This is a genomic window from Catonella sp. (assembly GCF_057250765.1).
In genome coordinates this window covers 95,378-117,093 of the sequence record NZ_DBHIEC010000007.1, presented here as the reverse complement: position 1 = coordinate 117,093, position 21,716 = coordinate 95,378, and the positions used below count along the sequence as shown (strand labels likewise).

General features: G+C 40.9%; 20 protein-coding genes. 19 read left to right on the top strand and 1 reads right to left on the bottom strand.

The window, feature by feature from the left end; all coding sequences use genetic code 11:
- Positions 1-292: 292 nt before the first annotated feature.
- Entirely contained in the window at positions 293-2,632 is a 2,340-nt protein-coding gene (locus tag ACO6HM_RS05470) for a transglycosylase domain-containing protein (RefSeq protein WP_485390130.1), read from the top strand.
- Between the two features lie 102 nt (positions 2,633-2,734).
- Positions 2,735-2,938 (top strand): DUF1858 domain-containing protein, encoded by a 204-nt coding sequence (locus ACO6HM_RS05465; RefSeq protein WP_208428109.1) that lies wholly within the window; start codon positions 2,735-2,737, stop codon positions 2,936-2,938.
- A gap of 130 nt (positions 2,939-3,068) precedes the next feature.
- Here the strand turns inward: ACO6HM_RS05465 and ACO6HM_RS05460 are convergent, their stop codons facing one another.
- Positions 3,069-3,779 carry an adaptor protein MecA gene (locus tag ACO6HM_RS05460; RefSeq protein WP_485390129.1) on the bottom strand — a complete coding sequence of 237 codons (711 nt, stop codon included), beginning with the start codon at positions 3,777-3,779 and terminating at the stop codon, positions 3,069-3,071.
- A gap of 325 nt (positions 3,780-4,104) precedes the next feature.
- On the opposite strand from ACO6HM_RS05460, the gene ACO6HM_RS05455 reads away from it, so the two are divergent.
- From ACO6HM_RS05455 to ACO6HM_RS05375, 17 genes are all read left to right on the top strand, one after another.
- Positions 4,105-5,328, top strand: coding sequence for a protein kinase domain-containing protein (locus ACO6HM_RS05455; protein WP_485390128.1), 1,224 nt, complete (start codon positions 4,105-4,107; stop codon positions 5,326-5,328).
- Positions 5,329-5,342: 14 nt separating this feature from the next.
- Positions 5,343-6,143, top strand: a complete 801-nt coding sequence (locus ACO6HM_RS05450; protein WP_485390127.1) for a hypothetical protein — start codon at positions 5,343-5,345, stop codon at positions 6,141-6,143.
- A gap of 143 nt (positions 6,144-6,286) precedes the next feature.
- A complete protein-coding gene (locus tag ACO6HM_RS05445) occupies positions 6,287-7,993 on the top strand; it encodes a glycosyl hydrolase family 18 protein (RefSeq protein WP_485390126.1) in 1,707 nt (568 codons plus the stop codon).
- Positions 7,994-8,242: 249 nt separating this feature from the next.
- On the top strand, positions 8,243-8,677 hold the full coding sequence (locus ACO6HM_RS05440; protein ID WP_485390125.1) for a DUF4418 family protein: 435 nt from the start codon (positions 8,243-8,245) through the stop codon (positions 8,675-8,677).
- A 2-nt stretch (positions 8,678-8,679) separates the two neighbouring features.
- Complete coding sequence (locus ACO6HM_RS05435; RefSeq protein WP_485390124.1) at positions 8,680-9,885, top strand: ABC transporter permease; 1,206 nt, start codon at positions 8,680-8,682, stop codon at positions 9,883-9,885.
- Positions 9,885-10,595, top strand: a complete 711-nt coding sequence (locus ACO6HM_RS05430) for an ABC transporter ATP-binding protein (RefSeq protein ID WP_485390123.1) — start codon at positions 9,885-9,887, stop codon at positions 10,593-10,595. The genes ACO6HM_RS05435 and ACO6HM_RS05430 overlap by 1 nt, the downstream gene beginning before the upstream one ends.
- Positions 10,596-10,702: 107 nt before the next feature.
- Entirely contained in the window at positions 10,703-12,235 is a 1,533-nt protein-coding gene (locus ACO6HM_RS05425; RefSeq protein WP_485390122.1) for an FTR1 family iron permease, read from the top strand.
- Positions 12,236-12,377: 142 nt separating this feature from the next.
- Positions 12,378-13,058, top strand: a complete 681-nt coding sequence (locus ACO6HM_RS05420) for an iron transporter (RefSeq protein ID WP_485390121.1) — start codon at positions 12,378-12,380, stop codon at positions 13,056-13,058.
- A 190-nt stretch (positions 13,059-13,248) separates the two neighbouring features.
- Positions 13,249-14,553, top strand: a complete 1,305-nt coding sequence (locus ACO6HM_RS05415) for a Fe-S-containing protein (RefSeq protein WP_485390120.1) — start codon at positions 13,249-13,251, stop codon at positions 14,551-14,553.
- Between the two features lie 11 nt (positions 14,554-14,564).
- Positions 14,565-15,854, top strand: a complete 1,290-nt coding sequence (locus ACO6HM_RS05410) for an ABC transporter permease (RefSeq protein ID WP_485390119.1) — start codon at positions 14,565-14,567, stop codon at positions 15,852-15,854.
- Positions 15,855-15,856: 2 nt separating this feature from the next.
- The gene (locus ACO6HM_RS05405; RefSeq protein WP_485390118.1) at positions 15,857-16,999 is read left to right on the top strand and encodes an ABC transporter permease; all 1,143 of its coding nucleotides are present in this window, start codon (positions 15,857-15,859) and stop codon (positions 16,997-16,999) included.
- Between the two features lie 3 nt (positions 17,000-17,002).
- Positions 17,003-17,695 (top strand): ABC transporter ATP-binding protein, encoded by a 693-nt coding sequence (locus ACO6HM_RS05400; protein WP_485390117.1) that lies wholly within the window; start codon positions 17,003-17,005, stop codon positions 17,693-17,695.
- Between the two features lie 116 nt (positions 17,696-17,811).
- The gene (locus ACO6HM_RS05395) at positions 17,812-18,255 is read left to right on the top strand and encodes an FMN-binding protein (protein WP_485390116.1); all 444 of its coding nucleotides are present in this window, start codon (positions 17,812-17,814) and stop codon (positions 18,253-18,255) included.
- Positions 18,256-18,332: 77 nt separating this feature from the next.
- A complete protein-coding gene (locus ACO6HM_RS05390; RefSeq protein WP_485390115.1) occupies positions 18,333-18,776 on the top strand; it encodes a hypothetical protein in 444 nt (147 codons plus the stop codon).
- Complete coding sequence (locus ACO6HM_RS05385) at positions 18,773-19,327, top strand: hypothetical protein (RefSeq protein ID WP_485390114.1); 555 nt, start codon at positions 18,773-18,775, stop codon at positions 19,325-19,327. Before ACO6HM_RS05390 ends, ACO6HM_RS05385 begins: the two co-directional genes overlap by 4 nt.
- Before the next feature lies 1 nt (position 19,328).
- On the top strand, positions 19,329-20,936 hold the full coding sequence (locus ACO6HM_RS05380) for an FAD-binding protein (RefSeq protein WP_485390113.1): 1,608 nt from the start codon (positions 19,329-19,331) through the stop codon (positions 20,934-20,936).
- Positions 20,920-21,636 carry a succinate dehydrogenase/fumarate reductase iron-sulfur subunit gene (locus ACO6HM_RS05375; protein ID WP_485390112.1) on the top strand — a complete coding sequence of 239 codons (717 nt, stop codon included), beginning with the start codon at positions 20,920-20,922 and terminating at the stop codon, positions 21,634-21,636. Before ACO6HM_RS05380 ends, ACO6HM_RS05375 begins: the two co-directional genes overlap by 17 nt.
- The last annotated feature ends 80 nt before the right edge of the window (positions 21,637-21,716 follow it).

The following is a 21,716-nucleotide window of genomic DNA, read 5'->3' as shown; positions in this document are numbered from 1 at the left end:
GTACAGTGTAGAGAGCAGCTATTATAGCCGCCTGGGTGATAACGAGGGTACGTGACATACCCTGAACGCGCATTGCTTTTAATTCTTCCATTATTTTATTCTCCTTTAGTTTTTATACGAGTGGGAAGGTTATAACACTCAGTTTCTTAGTATAGTACAGGTAAAAATATTTTTCAAGGGCAAAATTTTGACAAAAATATGTGGTATAATCATAGATTAGTAAATCTTAAGGATTAATAATTTTATTTTTAAATAGCTTGTGCTACAATGAACTGATAAGGAGGACTGAGATTTGGCTAAAAAAGTAAAAAAACAAAAAAGACAGAAAAATCCTGTTGAAAGAGCTATAGGAATAGTGATTAAGATTATCATAGCCCTCTTGCTTGCCATAGTTGTAATAGGCGGAGTTCTTATATATATGAAATATGGGAAGAAGCTCATTGCTATGGAGAGTGATGCTAAGAAGATAGTGTCAAAGAGTACTATGGAGACCTTTAGGCAAAATGAAACCAGTATAATCTATGATGCAAACGGCAATATAATGTCCAAGCTAAAGGGCGAAAAGGATGTATATTACATAAAATACAGTGACATCCCGCAGGTGGCTGTCTCTGCCATAACCAGCATCGAGGATAAGAACTTCTTTAAGCATAAAGGCTATGACCTGAAAGCCATAATCAGGGCAGGCCTTGCTTATATCAAGAATAAGGGTGTAATCACCCAGGGCGGAAGCACCATTACACAGCAGCTTGCGAGAAATATTTTCCTATCCTTTGAAGAGAGCTGGCAGAGAAAGGCAAGGGAGATATTCATTGCTATAGAGCTTGAAAAAAAGTATACAAAGAAAGAAATAATGGAGTTCTACCTAAACAACATATACTTTGCAAATGGATACTATGGTATACAGTCAGCGGCTCTTGGCTACTTTGGAAAGGGAGTCAATTCTTTGTCCCTTTCGCAGATTACATTCCTCTTAAGCATTCCTAACAGCCCTACAAGGTACAATCCTTACGAAAATATCGAGGGAACCCTTGCCAGAAGAGATAGAATCCTTGACCAAATGGTACTTGATGGCAAGATTAGCGAGGCAGAGGCTTCTAAGGCTAAGTCTGAGGAAATTAAGTTAAAGGCGCCTAAAGTAGAAAAGAGCAGCTACGCCCTTACATTTGCACTTGATAGGGCGGTTAAGGCACTAATGAAGTCTGAAGGCTTTAATTTCAGATACTCATTTAATTCAGATGAAGATAGAAAAGCTTATAATGAGAACTACAGTGAAGTATATTCAAGCTGCCAGACAAGGCTGTATTCCGGAGGCTACAGGATATATACCTCCATTGATCCTGATAAGCAAAAGCTCCTTCAGGATACAGTTGATGGCGGACTTAGCGTCTCAAGTGAAAAGAGCAAGTCAGGCATCTACAGCTTACAGGGAGCAGCAGTAACCATAGATAACAGCAGCGGAAGAGTAGTTGCTATAGTTGGCGGAAGAAGCCAGAAGCTAAAGGGAAGTACTCTAAACAGGGCATATCAGAGCTTTAGACAGCCTGGAAGTACAATCAAGCCCCTCATTGTATATACCCCTGCATTTGAACAGGGTTACACACCGGAAAGCATAGTAAAAGACGAGAAGATAGAGGGCGGTCCTGTAAATGCAGACGGAGTATTTAGTGGAGATATGACTATCTTAGATGCACTTGCCAAGTCTAAGAATACAGTTGCCTGGAAGCTCTTTACAGAGATTTCCCCTGCTATAGGTATAGGGAAGCTCCTTGATATGGGATTTTCCGGCATAGCCGACACTGATTACTATCCGTCGGCCGCGCTTGGAGGTTTCACCAAGGGTGTAAATGCTGTCGAAATGGCGTCTGCTTACGCAGCCATTGAAAATGGAGGAGAGTTCAGGGAGCCAACCTGCATAATGAAAATGACTGATTCTTCCGGCAATGATATAGTTGCTGACGGGTTCTATCAAAAGGGAACAAGCAAGTATATTTATGATGAAAATGCCTGCAAGATGATGATAACCTGTATGGAAGCAGTTATGACCAAGGGAACAGGTGTAGGTGGAAAGCTTGCCACTATGCCTTGTGCAGGTAAGACAGGAACGACTAACGATAGTAAGGACTTGTGGTTCGTTGGCTTTACCAAGTACTACACCACCAGCGTGTGGGTGGGATATGACATACCGAAAAGCCTTGCGGGACTAACCTATACTGCTACACCTCTTGGCATATGGAAAACCTATATGGATAGCATTAATAATGGACTTCCTTTGGCAAAGCTTGACGACTATAAGATAACTGCAGCTCCTACAAAAGAAGATACTGAGGAGACAGATAAAGACACTGAAGAAGAGCAGGAAGAGGAAGAAAAGGCTAAGGAAGAGGAAGAAAAGAAGCTTGAGGAAGAGAAAAAGGCCGAAGAAGAGAAGAAAAATACTAATACAGATACTGGGAAACAGGATGAAACTACTATAGATGAAGGGGAAAATCCTGAAGAAGGAACGGTAGACGAAGATAATCCTTCAAATGAGGACTCTGATAACACAGGCGGTGCTGAAGATAATAATGCCGACAACGGACAGACAGAAGGTGCAACAGAGAACTCAGATGGTACGGCAGAAACACCATAACCACTTCTTGACTAAGGAGGCTTCGTAGCTTATAATGGTATGTGTGTTTGGTACTATGTAGACACATTTTACAGTAAAATCAGGTTTGAAAGAGGTAAAACTATGGCAGAACAGAAAATAACAAAGGATATGATAATAGCTGATATTCTTAAGGTAGATGAGAACCTTATTCCGGTGCTTCTAAACGCAGGTATGCACTGTGTAGGATGCCCATCATCTCTGGGAGAGACACTAGAGGAGGCTGCAGAGGTTCACGGAATTGATGCTGATGAGCTTTGTGAGCTTCTTAATGAGTTTGTAGCTTAATGTAATTTATCTAAAAAGAACTGTAACGATATCCGCTACAGTTCTTTTTTTGCTAATAAACGATATTTAATAAAGAGTTTTTGGACAGTACTGCTATCCCCCGGCTTTGATACAGTCTATGGCTTCTAATCTAATTAATAGCCGCAAGTATGGTAACGGCATCTGAGCCGATTATCTTCTCACAATGCTCATTTATTACAGAGGTAGTTGCATAGTTGCTTCTGCCCTGAGTAGAGAACTCAGACGCAATATTGCATATCTTCCCAAAGGTTTCCTTGTCTGAAAGATTCTTCTCAAGGATTAGGAAATACAGCTTGCTTTGGTTGCTCTTAAACAGAGAGCTTTTACCAATAAATATATCCTTTATGTGGACACAGAGCTCAGTAACAGCATCAAGTGTATTGAATACAAAGATTTTGGCATCTCCGTCTTTTTTTGGTACCTTCTCACCGAGGCCCCTATCAGAAGCTTTAGTCTTCTTATCATTAAGCCCCGAAAACTTTAGCATATCGGTAAGAGGTACAAACTCATTTTCCTCTACCTCCTCTAGTATATCAGGTGAGAATCTTGAGAACCTGGTATCGAGGTCATCCGCAGTCTGATTCTTAGTGATGAAGATGACGAGATTTCCTTTGGAAGTAGGGATAGCTTCTATAACCAGCGCACCATCTTCACTTTCAAAGCCAAATTCAGTAAGAGCCTGATCAACAAGTTCATTATATAATTCCTTGGTCTTTGGAGAACCATAAGAGAGCTCATTTAGAGCAAGTCCCCTTATACTAAGGTCCTCAGGCGCCAAGGTTATCTTAAGCTGATTTTCATTAAGTTTTTCTATTTTCATAAACTGACCTTTCTGCCTATTGATTGTTAGGACTTTCTAAAAGATTAGTATAGGATAAAAGAGAAATATTGTCAATCTTTAGTGGTGACTTACTTTTTTCCTTGACTTTCAGCCACCACTCAAAGCTTTGGTAATTATGCCGAAAAAACCTTCGAAATTTTGGTGAAAATGCCGTTGAAATCTTCGCATAAAACAGGTACAATACGGGTACATTAATGTTAGTTTTGGAAATTTCCTAAAGTGAAAGGAGCTGATATGGATTAACCTATGGTTAGGTAAATACCATATTCTCTCTATTCTGGATCCCCTAAATCCTAATCCGCACGTGTTCCTTGCTTCACATGTGAAGCTTAAAGAATATCGTGTAATCAAAAAAATATCAAAAACCAATCCATTTTTTAATCAGCTAAAGACGGAGGCTAAGTTTCTGTCTAGGTATAGTTCTAACTTTATACCCAAGCTATATGATGTTGAGGAAGATGGCGAAAACCTATATCTGGTTGAAGAGTACGTTGAAGGAGTTGGTCTTGCATCAGAAGAATTCTTGCAAAACTGTCTTGATGAGAAGGAGCTTTCATATATAGTAAAAGGACTTTTAGACTTTCTGCAATTTATTAACTCTTTGGAAGAATCTGTGCTTTACATCGATTGGAAACCCGGCAATATAATTCTTACAAAAAACGGACTTAAGGTAGTAGATTTCGGTTCAGTAGTTTATACAGAAGGAAATGATGGTTTTACGCCTCTTGCAACAAGTGGCTTTGCGGCTCCCGAACTAATAAAGGGGAAGGCCTTAGGAAGGGCAACGGACATCTATGGTTTTGGCTCTTTAGTAAGATATTTGGCAGAAAAAAACAGACAGAAAAACAGTTTGTTTAAAAAGAGCATCAGAGACAAATTGCTTAGGTTATCAAGCCTTTGTCTAAAAGAAGGTCCTGATGAACGCCCTGATATAAAGGATGTTGAAAAGCTTGTAAAAAAAATCTGTAAAGAAGCACTACCGACTTCGCAAAAGAATCAGCAAAGAGGCATAATTAGGGATATATCTTCGAAGATGATAGCTGTTTGTGGAGCAGAGAGTGGAGTAGGCACCACTCATATTGCCCTGCTTTTAGCAAAGGAGTTGGCTGCAAAGGGAAGAAAGGTTGCATTCCTGTCTTTAATTAGGGATGAAGACGGGACTGAGACTAACCTTAACTGCATGACAGACTTAAAAAACATCAGAATTTTTAACTCAGTGGCGGAGGAAGATGTGGCTTATATTATAAAAAAAGGCTTTGACAACATTGTCATTGACTTTGGAAGAGTAGATGAGTTTTCTCTTTTGTTCTACAGCTGTGATGAAAAGATAATCGTCATACAAAACAACCTTATTAAGGGAAGTAGGTCGGTTGCATTCTTAACTTCACATAGAGAGGATATTGGAGAAAAGGATTGGCTTATAATTGATAATTTATCGGATGAGGCAAGTCTTAGGGAGACAAGAAAGTTTCTTAACTGGCTTAAGATAAAACCGGGATGCAGAGGAATAGGAAGAGAGAGGATATAATAAGAGGAGGATTTATGTTTATTAGTAAGGAAGAAGCAAAACTATTATCTGATGATGATTTTGAAAGAGTTGGCAGAAGAAAGAAGCTAGTGGTATTTTTATTTATATTGCTTGTGGTCACAGTAACTGCAATATCGGCATTTATGCTGTTAAACAGGCCATCAGATAAGAACATTAATGTAGAACAGGCAGAGGTTAATATTTTACCTGAGAAAGAGACGGTGGACGAGACCGTGGTTTCAGAGAGTGAAATGGAACTAAAAGAAACAGCAAGAAATGAAATGTCTGAGACAGGAAATGAGCTTGCTTTGCCTGTAGGCAGGAAAACGGAGTTGGGAGAAAATGAGTTTATATGTGAATACTCAGATATCCTGCTGCCTGAACTCCTAAAAGTTGGAGATTACGCGGATGTCAGGCTGTCTTTGGCTGACGGACGCAATTATACTGTAGTATCTGAAAAAAAGATAATGGATTTTAACAAGTCTAAGGAAAAATCTTTGGTTTATCTGGCACTTTGTGAAGAAGAAATAATAATCCTTGAAAGTGCACTTTCCGATATCAAATTGTTTGAGGGAGCGAAGCTATACCTCACTATAGGAAAGCAGTCTGACAGACATAAGGTTAATTATCCTGTAAATAAAAGAGCAGCAAAGCTGCTAAGCCCAAAGAAGATAACAAACAATCTATCAGGCTACACGTATGACATGCACATTGACAAATCACTTGAAGGTGAAAGAGAGAGGCGGGAAAGGACGCTTGCCGGCAAAGACGAAGAATGGAAAGAAGCTGCTGCTTACTGGAATAAAAAGGAGTAGTTACATCACAAGGTTTGCTTATTGAATGACTCCGGACTTTCTTACCTAGAGAGTCCGGTGTTTTTATTGTGTGTACAAAAATAAATGACAAATCTCCATAGTAGTGGTATCATAATTAGGAAACTTATTATTTGGAGGTACCAATGATTAAAAAATTAAATCCTATTATGATTATTATTCCGGTAGTTGTAATAGCAATTATATCTGCTGTTATCCTTGTATTAGGAAAAAAGCTTGATTTTAGTGGCTCAAACAATACGAAAATTTCACTAACAGATTACTATAAGCTCCCTGAGGGTGAGGCAAGGCTTGTAGTTGACCTTATTAAGTCAGATGAAAATGCCATTATAAAGGATGGAAAGACCTATCTGCCTTATTCTGCGGCCGAAAAGATGATGCCAAGGATATACTATGATGCCCTGGATGACGTGGTAGTATATACGACTGCTACTGAAAAATACGTCTACACGGCAGGAGAAAAAGAATATCAGGTAAACGGGAAAGATGAGACAGAAGAAGTACCAAGCTTTATAGAAGACGGTGGCAATCTCTATGTTGCTCTGGATTTTATAGAAAAGTGGCACGAGATGAAGGCGGATGTCTATGAAAATCCGGGAAGAGTAGTCATCTTTGATGAGAATAACGCTGAATATGAGTACGCAGGTGTTAAAAGTGATTCAACACTTAGAGAAGCAGGGGACAAAAAAGAGCCTATCCTAAAGGAGCTAAAAGAGGGAGAAAAGGTATATCTTCTTGAAGGCACAGGGAATGACTATACCAGAGTGTTTACCGAGGATGGCGTGACAGGATATATTAAGACCTCTGATCTTGATACAGATAATATCGAGCACAAAAAGTACAGCTTTGACAGAGAAAAAGAAGATGCAGGCTATACGAGCATTACGAAAGATGAACCTATAGTTCTTGGCTGGCATCAGGTTACAAGCACTGCAGCCAATGCGGGCTGGGGGACTGCCCTTGCCAAGGCGGAAGGCCTCAATGTAATATCTCCTACATGGTTTGGGGTGGCAGACTCTGAAGGTGAGGTTACAAGCCTTGCATCTAAGGACTATGTGACAAAGCTTAAGGCTATAAATGTGGATGTATGGCCTTTAATCAGTGACTTTAACAAGGATGTTGACTACAATAGGCTGTTTATGAGTACTATAACAAGAGGTAACTTGATTAAAAATATCATATATTTTATTGAAGAATATAATCTGGATGGCATAAATATTGATTTTGAGCATATTAAGTCCTCGTATGCCTCAGGGTATATAGAGTTCCTAAGAGAGCTATCCATAGAGATGAGAAGCAGGAAAAAGGTACTTTCTGTAGACAACTATATTCCACTTGAATTCAATGCTTTTTATAACATCAAAGAGCAGGGAATTGTCTCGGACTATCTATGTGTAATGGCGTATGATGAGCATTATTCGGGCTCTCCCAAAGCAGGCTCAGTATCAAGCCTTAGCTGGGTGAAAAACAGCATAGAGAATACCGCCAAGAGTGCACCTATGAAGAAGCTGATAGTGGGTCTGCCATTCTATACAAGACTTTGGAGGGAAGCACATTCAGGAAAGCTTACCAGCAGGGCTTTGTCTATGGATGGCGGACTAAATCTTGTAAGCAGCAACAAAGCTAAGAAAGAATGGGACAAGGAAAAAGGACAGTACTATGCTGAGTGGAAGGACGGAAAAGATAGAATGAGAATCTGGCTTGAAGAGGAGAAGTCACTTGAGGCAAAACTGAAGCTGGTTGAAAAGGATAAGGTAGCAGGAATTGCATTCTGGAAGCTTGGACTTGAAAGAAAAGAAGCTTGGGAGAGTGTGACTGACTGGCTTAAGTAACTACTACTTAAAATAAATAACTATAATTAAATACTTATTCGAATTCCAAGAAGATGAAATCTTGCAATCTGAAAGCGGTGGGACTGCAACGCAGTCCCATTTATACTAATATAATTGATAGTATTTTATAAATAAGAAAAGTAAAATTGATTATAATTCTCAATTTTACTTGACGGATTTATTGCCTTAGGTTACAATATTAAATCGATGGAAGCATCAAGAAAATATTGTGTTGAAAGAGGTATATTTATGAGTGGAAAGAACAAAATTTCTACGCTGCTGTCTGTAGTTTCGCTTGCACTTAGTCTTGTGCTTGCATTTGGAGTGAAATATGTATTTCATTCCTGCCCTGTAAGCATGGAAAAGGGTGCAATGATTATGCCTTGCCACTGGGCTGAACAGGCTATATTTGCTACAGGAATAGCTCTTGCAGTTATGTCTCTGTTGTTGTTCAAATTTAAGAAAGCAGGAGAAAGGGCGGCCGTATCTGCGTCTATGATACCTGTTACGGTTATGGCGATGCTTTTTCCTCAGGTTATAATAAGAATATGCATGATGCCGGATATGCACTGTAGAACAACAATGCGTCCTGCAGTTATCGGGGTTTGCGTAGCTTTAATTGCAGTGGAAGCAGTAAACATAGTGATTAGTAAAAAGGAAGCTGAGAGTGAAAATAAGAGGTAAAAATGTCAGTGTTTAATAGTATTTCATATAAAAACATAGCAAGAAGACCGGGCAGGACGATTATATTAGTCCTGCTTTCTGCCTTGCTATGTTTTTCGGTTACGGGAGGTTCTCTTGCAATCACAGGACTTAAGGAAGGACTTATGTCTCTTAGGTCAAGGCTTGGAGCGGATGTTATGGTGGTTCCGTACGCAGCTACGACCAAGACAAACTTCTCCAATATGATACTGCAGGGCAATCCCGGATATTTCTACATGGATAGAAGTATCTTAGACAAGATTAAGAATATGGATGGCATAAAGGAGATATCAGAGCAGTATTTCCTTGCGTCTGCAAAGGCTGGATGCTGCTCGGCTAAGCTTCAGATTATAGGCTTTGATCCGGAGACTGACTTTACTATCAAGCCTTGGGTGAAAGAGTCCTATGATGGAAAGCTTGGCGAATTTGAAATGCTTGTAGGTAACGACCTCAACGCATTTGCAGGAGATACCCTTACCTTCTATGGGAAGGTTTGCACTGTAAAAGGCAAGCTTAAAAAAACAGGGACTTATCTTGATACCGCAGTATATCTTAGCATAGATTCCGTAAAGGCACTGCTTAAATCAGCAGAGGAAACAGGGATGGTTACTAATAATGACGGTGATCCTGACAAGCTTACCTCCTGTATTCTTATAAATGTTGCAGATGGCTATACTCCTCTTGATGTAATGAGTGAGATAAATATAAAGACCAGAGGTGTAGAGGCTATACAGACACAGGATATGATATCAGGGGTTGCAGGACAGCTTGAATCCGCTTCAAGGATAATAAGCGTTCTTATCATAGCAATCTGGCTCCTTGCTATACTTATTCTAATACTGGCCTTTACCATGATAGCTAATGAGAGAAAGAAGGAGTTTGCTATTCTTAGAGTCCTAGGTTCTTCAAGAAAAATGGTGGCAGGCATCATCCTTAAAGAGGCCCTTATGGTGAACTTCATAGGAAGTGTAGTTGGTGCGCTGACTGCCGTAGTGGCGGTTTTGCTGGTAGGAGAGATAAGCCTTACTACCTTTGACCTTCCGTTTTTACTTCCAGGGGCAGATAAGGTAGCCCTGCTTGCTCTTATAACCATAGTAGCTTCGGTGGCTGCAGGCTGCCTGGCATCATCCTTAAGTGCGCTTAAGACATCTAAAATAGACACAGCACTTATCCTAAGGGAGGGCAACTGATGAAGCTTACGGCGAATAAAATAAGTAAATGGTTTCTAAGGGAGAGAGCTGGTTCTAACAAGTTCTTTGCCTTAGGTGAAAATGACTTTAGTCTTAATGAAGGAGAACTTGTAGTACTCTATGGTCAGTCAGGAAGTGGCAAGAGTACACTCTTAAATATCCTTACAGGGCTTCTTACTCCAAGTACAGGAACAGTGACGGTAGGAGATACTGACCTTTATAAGCTTGACGATGTAAGCCTGTCAAAGTTTAGAAATAAACACTTTGGTATAGTACTTCAGGGACAGTCAGCCATCAATACACTTACAGTACTTGAAAATGTGATCCTCCCTTACAATCTGTATGGGAATGGCACAAAAGATAAGGAAGAGCTAAGGAAAGTGGAAGAAAGGGCGAAAGAACTGCTTAAAGAAACAGGGATAGAGGAGCTTGCCTCAGTTATGCCTACTGAGCTTTCAGGAGGGGAACTAAGAAGGATGGCTATATCAAGGGCCCTTATCAATGAACCTGAATTCATCCTTGCTGATGAGCCTACATCAGACCTTGATGATGAAAACACTGAGACAGTTCTTAAGATATTTAAGAGACTTGCAGAAAGCGGAAAATCAGTCCTAGTCATTACTCACGATAAGGAAGTGTTTAAGTATGCCAATAAAGTTTTTGAAATGAAATTGGGAATCATACTTGACAAAGATAAAGTTTTGGGATAACTTATATGTGGTTAGTGAGACCTAATTGTTGTAAAGGTTGCGGTTAAGGGATGATTAAGCAATCAATATGACAAAAGAGCCAAAAGTAAAGAAGGAAGGCGGAACTAATGTATAACAGTAAGAGAAGAATGTTGCTTGCAAGAGTTTTTGTGGTATTGTTTGTATTTTTAGCAGGCTTTGGTTTTACCTCCATAGCGAAGGCTGATGATGCGTACTATGCGACCTGGAAAGAATACAAGGCAAGCGGTGCACCTTCAAAGTCCTGGAATGATGTAGCGAGTGCTATGGACAAGGTGTTTGAACATGCAAAAGAGGTTTATAAGTCAGGAGACTCTAAAGGAGCCTATGATACTATAAACCATGGCTACTATGGTTACTATGAGACAACAGGATTTGAGAGGCTTACCTTAGGTAAGATATCAGGTTCAAGAAAGTCTGAGATAGAGCTTCAGTTTGCAGCCTGCAAGGCTGTGACTAAAAATGGCGGCTCCGTGGATGAATTCAACAAAGAAGTGGATAAGCTTCAGTCGATGATTCATAACGATGCAAACATTCTTGATGGCAAGCAGCCTGCTTCATCCACAAAGGGAAATGCAAAAGCAGGAAATGCCGATACAGCTACTATAAGACAGGTGGTCGAAGAAGTGCTTGCAGAACAATCAGGTGGAGGCAGGAGTGCAGCAACGGCTACATTTATAGCCTGCTTCTCCATTATCCTTAGAGAGGGTTTCGAGGCAATACTTATAGTTGGTGCTATCATAGCCTACCTTGCCAAGTCTTCGGGTGGTGACGCAGAAAGAAGAAAGAAGCTTGTTAGGCCTGTATATGTTGGTTCATTAGTTGGTATAGGTGCAAGCTTTGTACTTGCCTGGCTGTTAGAGGCACTTACACTGGCAAACAGTGCTTCACAGGAAATCATCGAAGGCGTTACAGCCCTTACTGCAGTGGTAGTTTTATATTATGTAAGCAACTGGATGCTATCTAAGTCAGAAAGCGATGCCTGGACAAACTACATAAAGAGCAAGACAGAGAGCAGTGCCAAGACAGGAAGTACGATGGCGCTTGCCTTTACAGCCTTCCTCGCAGTATTTAGAGAAGGTGCTGAGGTTGTTCTTTTCTTCCAGCCTATGCTTAAGGATGAAAATATAGGCATGGTTTGGGCAGGACTTATAGTCGGCTTTATAGCCCTTATATTTGTATACTACGCAATACACGCATTCAGCCTAAGAATACCTTTAAGACCATTCTTTACTGCAACAAGTATATTGATGTTTGTAATGTCAATATCCTTCCTTGGTGCAGGTATAAAAGAGCTCATCGAGGGTGACGTGATAGTAATGACTTCACCTGACTGGCTCGCAAGTATCATACCTTCAACCGAGATTTTGGATGTACTTGGCATATATCCTATCCTTGAAACGCTGATTCCTCAGATTATTCTTCTTGTGATTACAGTGATCGTATACCTCCACTGGAGAAAGAAAAATCTTGCAATCCGTGCTGAGGCTGACAAGAAGCGTGCCGAAGAGGCAGCTAAGAAGGAAGCCCTTGCTAAGGAAGAGGAGGAAAAGAAGCTTAGAGAAATCATCAAGAGCGTAGTTAAAGAAGTGCTGCAGGAAAATGCTTCCGGTAAGGCGTAAGAAGTTACTGAAATAGAGTATACATAAGTACTGTGGCTTGGCTCTCGCGAAGAGATGAAACCGTGAGAAGTAGATTAGTTGATAAATGAGAGCTGCCGCTTTCGTTATCATATATATTAATTTTTATTTATAGGAGGAGAATATGAAAAAGAAATTATTATCACTTGCTATTGCAGGTACATTTGTAGTAACAGCTATAACAGGCTGTGGTCAGAAGGCTACAACAAATTCTACAACAAGTAAGGCTGCAAGCACAGCAAGCAAGACATCTAGCCAAGCTTCAAGCAAGACATCAAGTGTTGTTGCAGATAAGGGTTCAGCAAGCACTACTGCACCTGGAGATGCAGCAGGATTTACTGAGATTCCTATCTTTGAAGATGAGAAGGTAGGCTTCCTCAACGTATCTGCAGTATATTTCCAGCCTGTTCCTATGGCTCCGGGTCAGGAGAAGATAGACAAGGAGAATGAGGTTCACCTTGAGGCAGATATCTCAGCTCTTGAGAATAAGCTTGGATTTGGTACAGGTGACTGGGTTCCATATCTTACTATTGATTATTTAATATCTGATAAGGACGGTAAAGAGGTAGCTAAGGGAACCTTCATGCCTATGAGTGCTTCTGATGGTCCTCACTACGGTGCTAATATTAAGATGGGTGAGTCAGGCTCCTACAAGCTTAAATTCACTATCCACAGCCCTGCTGAAAAAGGCTACTTAATCCATAGTGACGCTGAGACAGGCCCGGGAGCAGTTCTTGAAGACTACTTTAAGGATGGCAATCTTACAGTTGAGAAAGACTGGGATTACGTAAAGCAGAGCTGGTAATTAAAAACTAATATTATTAAGCTTACAATTTGCTGCATTGGGGGTAACAGCCCAGTGCAGCTGTTGTGATGTATAATACAAGTATCAAAAGCATAAAAATTCGATGTAAGCTTTTTACAAGAGAGTTTTTTTGTAGTAAATACTAACTTCACATATTCTACATCTGTATATAGGACAACACGAGAGTATTGTGTTTTGCTATATACAGATGGCGGATGAAGTTTGGATTATAGATAAGGAGAAAGAAGTGCTTAAATATTTTGTATTGTCTACTGAACAATTACTTCCAATGATGCTGCTTACCGGGCTGTTACTTGCAGGCGTTAAGTTTGTGGGCGGAGATATCTATAAGAGGTTTCAATGGGCAGCGGTTGTTATCGGTCTTATCAGTGCTGTAGTAATGACTGTATTTAAAACAACCACCAACAAAGTTGATACAGCTATGTGGAATGTGAGGATATATGCACTAAATCTGGCAGCCCTGATTCTTTTTGTGCTTATAAGTCTCATTATAAGGAAACAGACTAAGATAAGAGGCATACTTCAATCAGTTATGCTCTCGCTTATGGCTGTAGCTATGCTTTTGTACTTCCTGCCGCCATTTTTAGAAAATCCACACACGATATTATTCGCTGAGCAGAGTGTGCTCTCTGCTACTTTCCTCTACAGCATAGTAGGGATGTGCTTCGGCCTTATCCTTAGCTTTGTTGCGGGACTTGCTGTGTATAAGGGAAATGTAAGGCTTAGTCCAAAGCTTGGCTTTGCAGTTATGTTTATAGCCATACTTATCAATATGGCAAATGAGCTGGGCGATACCTTGGGTGTATTTCTGGCAAAGAGGGTAATAAAGACCAATCATACCATATTTACAATTGCAGTATTTACTTCAAACAATAAGATTATGTTCACATTTGCCATTGTTTTGGCTTGTTTAGCTGTTCCTGCGGTACTCTTTGTTAAGAGCCGCCACGTAAATGAGCCTTATGAAAACAATGCTGAGCATAGAAAAATCAAGGCAAAATGGAGAAATATCAAGCGTTGGAGCTTTACAGCAGTGGTGTGTGCAGTATTTTCATTTGTAACACTTACAGCACTTAGGGTGTATGCAAATCAGGAAATAGAGATATCTCCTGTAGAAGATGCAAAGGTAACTAAAGACAGCGTTATAGTTACATTTGATCAGGTCTCAGACGGACATCTTCATAGATTCGGCTACACCACAGATAAAGGTAAGACAGTTAGATTCATAGTAATCAAAAAGCCTAACTCAAGTGCCTATGGTATTGGTCTTGATGCCTGTGATATCTGCGGTGAGACAGGATACTATGAGAGAGAAGGGCAGGTAGTCTGCAACCTCTGTAACGTAGTTATGAACATCAATACAATCGGCTTTAAGGGTGGATGTAACCCTATAGTTATAGACTACAAGATTCAGGACGGCAATATAATAGTGCCTATAGCTGAGCTTGTGAAACACGAGGATATTTTTAAGTAAGGGAGATAAATATGTTTTTTAGAATGGTAAAAGGGACTCTTATCCGCCAATGGAAAAAAATGATTCTTATTGCCTTTACTATAGGCCTTGGAGCGTCCCTTGCTACAGCCATGCTATGTGTGGTATTGGATGTAGGCGATAAGGTAAACAAAGAGCTTAAGACCTTCGGTGCCAACATTACAGTTATGCCTAAGAGACAGAGCGTGGTAAGTGACCTTTATGACCTAAAAGGCGGTAAATCAGGCGGAGCTTACCTAAAAGAAGATGAATTAGGTAAGATTAAGACTATATTCTGGGCATTCAACATAGTTGACTACACTCCTTTTATAAATAGCAGTGCAAAGCTTTCTGATGGCTCTGATGTGCTCGTGGTGGGAAGCTGGTTTAACCACCATATGGAGTTACCTACAGGTGAGAAGCTTGATGCCGGTCTAGCCAGTCTTAGAAGCTGGTGGGAGATAAAAGACGGAAAATGGATAGATGAGCAGACCAATTCCGATGAAAATGCCTGCATGATAGGTGATAATCTGGCTGAGAAGCTTAAGCTCAAGTCAGGTGACAAGATAAAGGTAAAAGGAAGTAAGGAAGAGAGAGAGTTAGACATAGTAGGAGTATTTTCATCCGGAGGAGATGAAGATGACCGTATATTTACAGGACTTAAGGCGGCTCAGGCACTTGATGGGCTTGAAGGAAAGGTTGACACCATTGAAGTAAGTGCCCTTACTACTCCTGATAATGAGCTTGCAGTTAAGGCGGCTAAGGATCCTCAGTCTCTAACCGTAGCCCAATATGAAATCTGGTACTGTACAGCCTATGTAAGCTCTATCTGCTACCAGATACAGGAGGTTATCACAGACTCAGTAGCTACCCCTGTAAGACAGGTAGCTGACTCCGAGGGGGCCATCCTTGACAAGACTCAGCTTTTGATGCTCCTTATAACCATATTAAGCCTCATCGGCTCTGCCCTTGGTATATGTAACCTGGTTACCGCTTCGGTTATGGAAAGAAGCAGTGAGATAGGACTTATGAAGGCGATAGGCGCTCATAACTCTGCTATTACAGGGCTTGTATTAACGGAGATTATCATCACTGCCATTATAGGCGGAACTGTTGGCTTTGCCTGCGGTATAGGCTTTGCACAGATTATCGGTAAGACCGTATTTGGCTCACTTATCACACTAAGGCCTATGGTTATACCTATAGTTGGAGTACTTGTGGTTATAGTAACTCTTATCGGAAGCATACCTGCCATAAGAATGCTTCTTAAACTTGAGCCTGAGGCAGTGTTACACGGGAGATAATGATGAAAAATAGAAAAATGTTTTTAAGAATGATTACAGCCTCTCTTATGAGGCGAAAGTCCAGAATGATTATAGCGCTCTTAGCTATAGCCATAGGAGCGGCTATCCTATCAGGGCTTGTAACCATTTACTATGATGTACCCCGTCAGATGGGGGCAGAGTTTAGAAACTACGGTGCCAATATGGTACTTACGCCTACGGACAGGAGATTTACACAGAGCGATTTAAAAAAGGCTACAGACATTATTAAATCAAACGAACTTGTAGGTGCCACACCTTTCCGCTATGAGACGGTAAGAATGCATGAGCAGCCTATACTTGCAGCGGGAACCATAATGAATGACGTAAAGAAAACCAGTCCTTATTGGCTCGTAGATGGCAACTGGCCTAAACAAAGTGGAGAGCTCTTACTTGGTAAGAATATATCAGACAGTCTTGAGCTAAAGGTAGGAGATAGCGTTACAGTCAGCTTCACTCCTGAAAATGTAGCCAAAGATCAGCAGGACAATACGCTTGACTTCAAGGTAACCGGCATATTAAATACAGGTGGAAGAGAAGAAGACTATGTATATATGTCAATGGAGGACCTTGAGACTCTTGCAGGGGCAAAAGGTAACATTGATTTAGCAGAGGTAAGTATATCGACCTCAGGTGAAGGCCTTAACAAGTACGTTTCTGAGATAAATAAAAAGGTAGATACAGTGAGTGCAAGTCTGGTTAAGAGGGTTACTGCATCTGAAACTACAGTACTCTCAAAGCTCCAGGCTCTTGTATTTCTTGTTACAGCTATAGTTCTTGCACTCACGATGATATGTGTTGCAACAACTATGACAGCTGTAGTAACTGAGAGAAGGAAAGAGATTGGACTTAGAAAGGCAATAGGTGCCTCGGATTCCAGTATAATCAAAGAATTTATGGGAGAAGGCATACTGCTTGGAGGTCTTGGCGGAGTTGTAGGCTCAGTTATCGGCTTTGCCTTTGCACAGACAGTCAGTGTCAATGTATTTGGCAGTTCGATATCCTTCAGGCCTTTGCTTGTGCCTATAACCATCATTGTATCTATAGCAGTTACAGGTATTGCCTGCCTCATACCTATAAGGACAACAACCAAGATAGATCCTGCTTTAGTGTTAAAAGGAGAATAAAAAATGAGCTTGTTAGAGTTGAAAGATGTATACAAAATATATGGTGACCTTCACGCCCTTGACAATGTTAACTTCAAGGTAGAAAAGGGTGAGTGGGTGTCTATAATGGGGCCTTCAGGCTCAGGTAAGAGCACTATGATGAACATAATAGGCTGTATGGATAAGCCTACCAAGGGTTCAGTCCTCTTAGACGGAGTAGATATCGCAAAGGAAAGCGCAAAGAACCTTACCAATATCCGTAGAGATAAGATAGGACTCATCTTCCAGCAGTTCCATCTTGTAAACTATCTTACAGCGCTTGAAAATGTTATGCTTGCACAGTATTACCACAGTATTACTGATGAAAAAGAGGCCATGGAAGCTCTTGACAGGGTGGGACTTGCAGACAGGGCTAAGCACCTTCCAAGCCAGCTCTCAGGTGGAGAACAGCAGAGAGTATGTGTAGCCAGAGCGCTTATCAACCAACCTGAAATCATCCTTGCAGATGAGCCTACAGGTAACCTTGATGATGCCAACGAAGAGGTGGTAGTAGAACTCTTTAGGAAGCTTCACAGCGAAGGCACAACTCTCATTGTGGTTACTCACGATATTGAGGTAGCTGAGGTCGCTCAGAGGATGATAGTGCTTCGCAACGGTAAGATATCAAAAGAGACCGTAAACAGTAACTTTACGGGACATATTAGGTTTCATGAGTAGTTAAGCTTTTATGATACTAAATTTAGTTGGATAGCCGGAGCTGATAATGCCTAAGCGAGTCTGGGCATTTATCAGCGTAGGCGTAACTTAGCGTGGAAATTATAAGGAGTAAAATGATGAAAAAGTATATGAGAATTGTGAGCTTTGCGTCTATAATTGCTATGCTTACTGCTTGTGGCGGCAGTGTGAAGCTTGCTGACGGAAGTTATGAGGGTACCAGCTCAGTCTATACGAATCCTGATGGCTCAGATGCAGGAAACGGCTATGGCGTGGTTAAGATTACTGTAAAGGATAATGCAATTACCGAGTGCAGCTTTACGACCTATGAGCCTGATGGCACTGAGAAGGGTGCAGACTATGGTAAGAAGCAGGGAAGTGTTGCAAATAGAGATTTCTACAACAAGGCGCAGAAGGCTGTTAAGGCTTGCGAGGAGTATGCGAAGCTCCTTGTTCAGAGCGGCAATCCTGATGATATTGATGCGATATCAGGTGCAACCATTAACCATGACCAGTTTGTTGAGGCGGCCAAGATAGCTCTTGACTCAGCAAAAGCAAAATAATGATGAGAATAATTAAAATATTAAAGCATCTTTTTATAGTGACAGGTGCGTTGTTTATAGTGGTAGGAGTCCCTTTGATGATGACAGATTATTGGAGGGGACTCCTATCTTCAGATGAGGCAGATGCGGTATCAAGCCCTTCGGTTGTCATAGATAAGCCCTCAGGCAACTATATAGTGCTAATAAACACCAGGCTTCATACGGATAAGGAGAAGTTAAACCAGTGGATAGATTTCTTTGATGGAAAAGAAACTGACATTATCTTTGAAGACATAGCCTGTACTGTGGCTGAGGGTGATACAATGGGGCTGGAAATGGCAGAGAGCTTCCGCTCAAAGCTTCCGGAAAATCAGATGAAGATAAAAAAAGAAGAAGCAGTTTTGGTCGTGTCAAGGGCAGAAGAAGGTAAATTTGACGTTCTACTGATGTCGAAAGAATTTGCAGACTCATATAAGCTTAAAGAGAAGAACAAGGCTTACATAGAGGATATAAATATAAGTGAGGAGAAGAAGTCAGGATGAGAAAGTGGAATACTATTATCAGCCTTATTTTAATAATACTGTTTTTGATTCATGCTGTGGCAGGCTCATTTCAGCTTATGAAGATAATACCCGGCGGTAATGTCTTGATGAAAACTCTCTCCTACATTTTAATGGCGTTTTTGATAGCCCATATAGTGATAGGAACCAGGCTTACCATAGATTCGCTCGTTGCAGGTAAAAAGAGCGGAAAGTTTTACCTTAGGGAGAATGCGGTATTTTGGATAAGAAGGATAACAGGCTTTGCCATGATTCTCCTTATTGCCTGCCACATAATCCTATTTTCAAGTAAGAAAGATGTATTTAGGCTGAAAGAATTTAACGAAATTCAACTCATTTTTTCTATTCTTCTTATCCTTACACTCGTGGTACATATACTATCAAATATAAGGCCTTTGCTCATAAGCTTCGGTATAGCGGGCTTTAGAGCCTATGTCAAAGACATACTGCTTGTGCTTGCGTTTATTCTTCTTATGTCAACAGTAGCTTTTGTGATTTATTTCCTTAGATGGAATGTAATGTGGAGGTACTAAAGTGGTAAATATAATAGGAGCCGGGCTTGCAGGGCTCTCTGCAGCCATTACCCTTGCTGAAAAAGGAATAAGCTGTAACCTCGTTTCCAACTATCCATCTGAGAGGGCTCAGTCGGTTATGGCAGAGGGTGGCATAAACGGAGCCTTAGATACTATGGGAGAGGAAGATAACGTAGAGAATCATTTTGCAGATACAATGAAGGCGGGAGGAGATATAGCTGATGAGGCTGCAGTTCGTGGACTAACGAATGCCGCTCCCGAGATAATCAGGTATCTTGCAAGCTTAGGTGCGCCATTTAACTTAAAAGACGATCTCATACAGCTAAGGAACTTTGGAGGACAGAAGAAGAAAAGAACGGCCTATGCAAAAAGCAGTACAGGCAAGGTTCTTATGACTGCCCTGATAGATGAAGTAAGGAAGTATGAGACCACAGGACTTATAAAAAGGTATAGCCATCACGAGTTCTTAGAGCTTAAGCTTGATAATGAAGGTAAGGTCTGTAAGGGAGTAGAAATAAGGGATAATTACACTGGCAGGGTGTATTATATAAGAGGAAGCGTAATCCTTGCAACAGGGGGGATGGCAGGTATATTTAGGGGAGTTACCACAGGTACAACTGCTAATACCGGAGATGTGACTGCCAAGGTATTTGCACAAGGAGTCAGGCTTAGCAACCTTGAGATGATACAGTATCATCCTACAACTATAGAAATAGCCGACAAGGTCTGTCTTGTGTCCGAGGCTGCTAGGGGAGAAGGCGGACGTCTTTTCGTTTATAAGGATAATGAAAAATACTACTTTATGGAGGAGAGGTATCCTGAGCTTAAGAACCTTATGCCAAGAGATGTGGTTTCAAGGGAAATGTATTTTGTAAGCAGGGATAATGGAGGAGCTCAGGTCTACCTTGATATGACTGAACTGAAAAAGGAAGTCTGGGAGGAGAGGCTGCCTGATCTAAGAGAAGAGATTATCCACTACTTAAGTATTGACCCTAAAAATGATCCTATCCCTGTAAGACCAGGCATCCACTACTTTATGGGTGGAATAGATGTAGACATAGACCACAAGACCAATGTAGTAAACCTTTATGCGGCAGGGGAAGCAAGCTCTGCCTATCACGGGGCGAACAGGCTTGGAGGCAATTCCCTTCTAGGTGCAATATACGGAGGAAGGAAGGCAGGTCAGAGTGTGATAAAAGACTCTAATTCTGCAGGTTATGCGGATGCAAATTACGACATTGAAGATATTACTATGGATGTAGAATATAAAAAGAGTGAATTTGAAAATGCAAGAGATAGCTTTATAATAGAGCTAAGAGATATTTTACTTTCTGCACTAGGGATAGTGAGGAATAAAGCACTGCTTAATGAGGGACTTACTGCAATCGCCAAGCTATCTAAGAGGCAGTTAAATGAAAGGGAAAAAGACAGGCTTAGCCTTGCAAAGGCACTCATACTAAGTGCGCTTTACAGGAAAGAGAGCAGGGGAGCAAACTACAGGGAAGATTATCCTGATAGAAGTGATGAGTATAAGGGTTTAACTAAGGCTTATATAAGCGAGGAAAATATAAACATAGAGTTATGGAGAACCAATGGAAGTAATAATTGAGATAAAAAGGCAGGAAGATGCTAAGAGCAATCCTTATTTTCAAAGCATTAAGCTAACTCCTAAAAAGGAAAATCTGACGGTGGCAAGCCTGCTTCGTGAGATAAATGCTAATCCTGACATAAGAGATACAGAGGGAGAGCCCGTGCCCTACATAAGCTGGGAGTGCAGCTGTCTCCAGAAAAAATGCGGAGCCTGTGCTATTCTTGTAAATGGAAGGCCAAGGCTTGCCTGCGATACATTTATAAGGGATTATATGAAGAAGGACAGGCTCACACTTGCCCCACTTAGCAAGTTCCCCGTAATAAAAGATTTTATTGTTGACAGAAGTATATTGTATAATAACCTGCGTGACATCAAGAATTATCTCGAAGAAGAAGTAAGGCTTACTGACAAGAATACGGATACAGCTTATGAGGCTTCAAGATGTCTGATGTGTGGGTGCTGCCTGGAAGTCTGTCCGAATTTTTATGTGGGAGGAGACTTCTATGGCGCAGCATCCTTTGTGCCTGCTACAAGGTTGATAACTGCCGCAGGTAGAGGTGGGGCAGAGGAACTTAAGAGAGAGTATAGGGAACATATTTATAAGGGCTGTGGCAAGTCCCTTGCCTGTAAGGATATATGTCCTGCAGGGATAGATATGGATAAGATGTTAAGCAAGTCAAATGAAGTGGCAGTGTGGAAGAGTCTGTTCAAACGTTGACATGACTGTCAATAAAACTTATGCAGTGTGTATACCAGATGCTGATTTAAAATGAAAAAAAGAGATAGTGAACAAGTGTT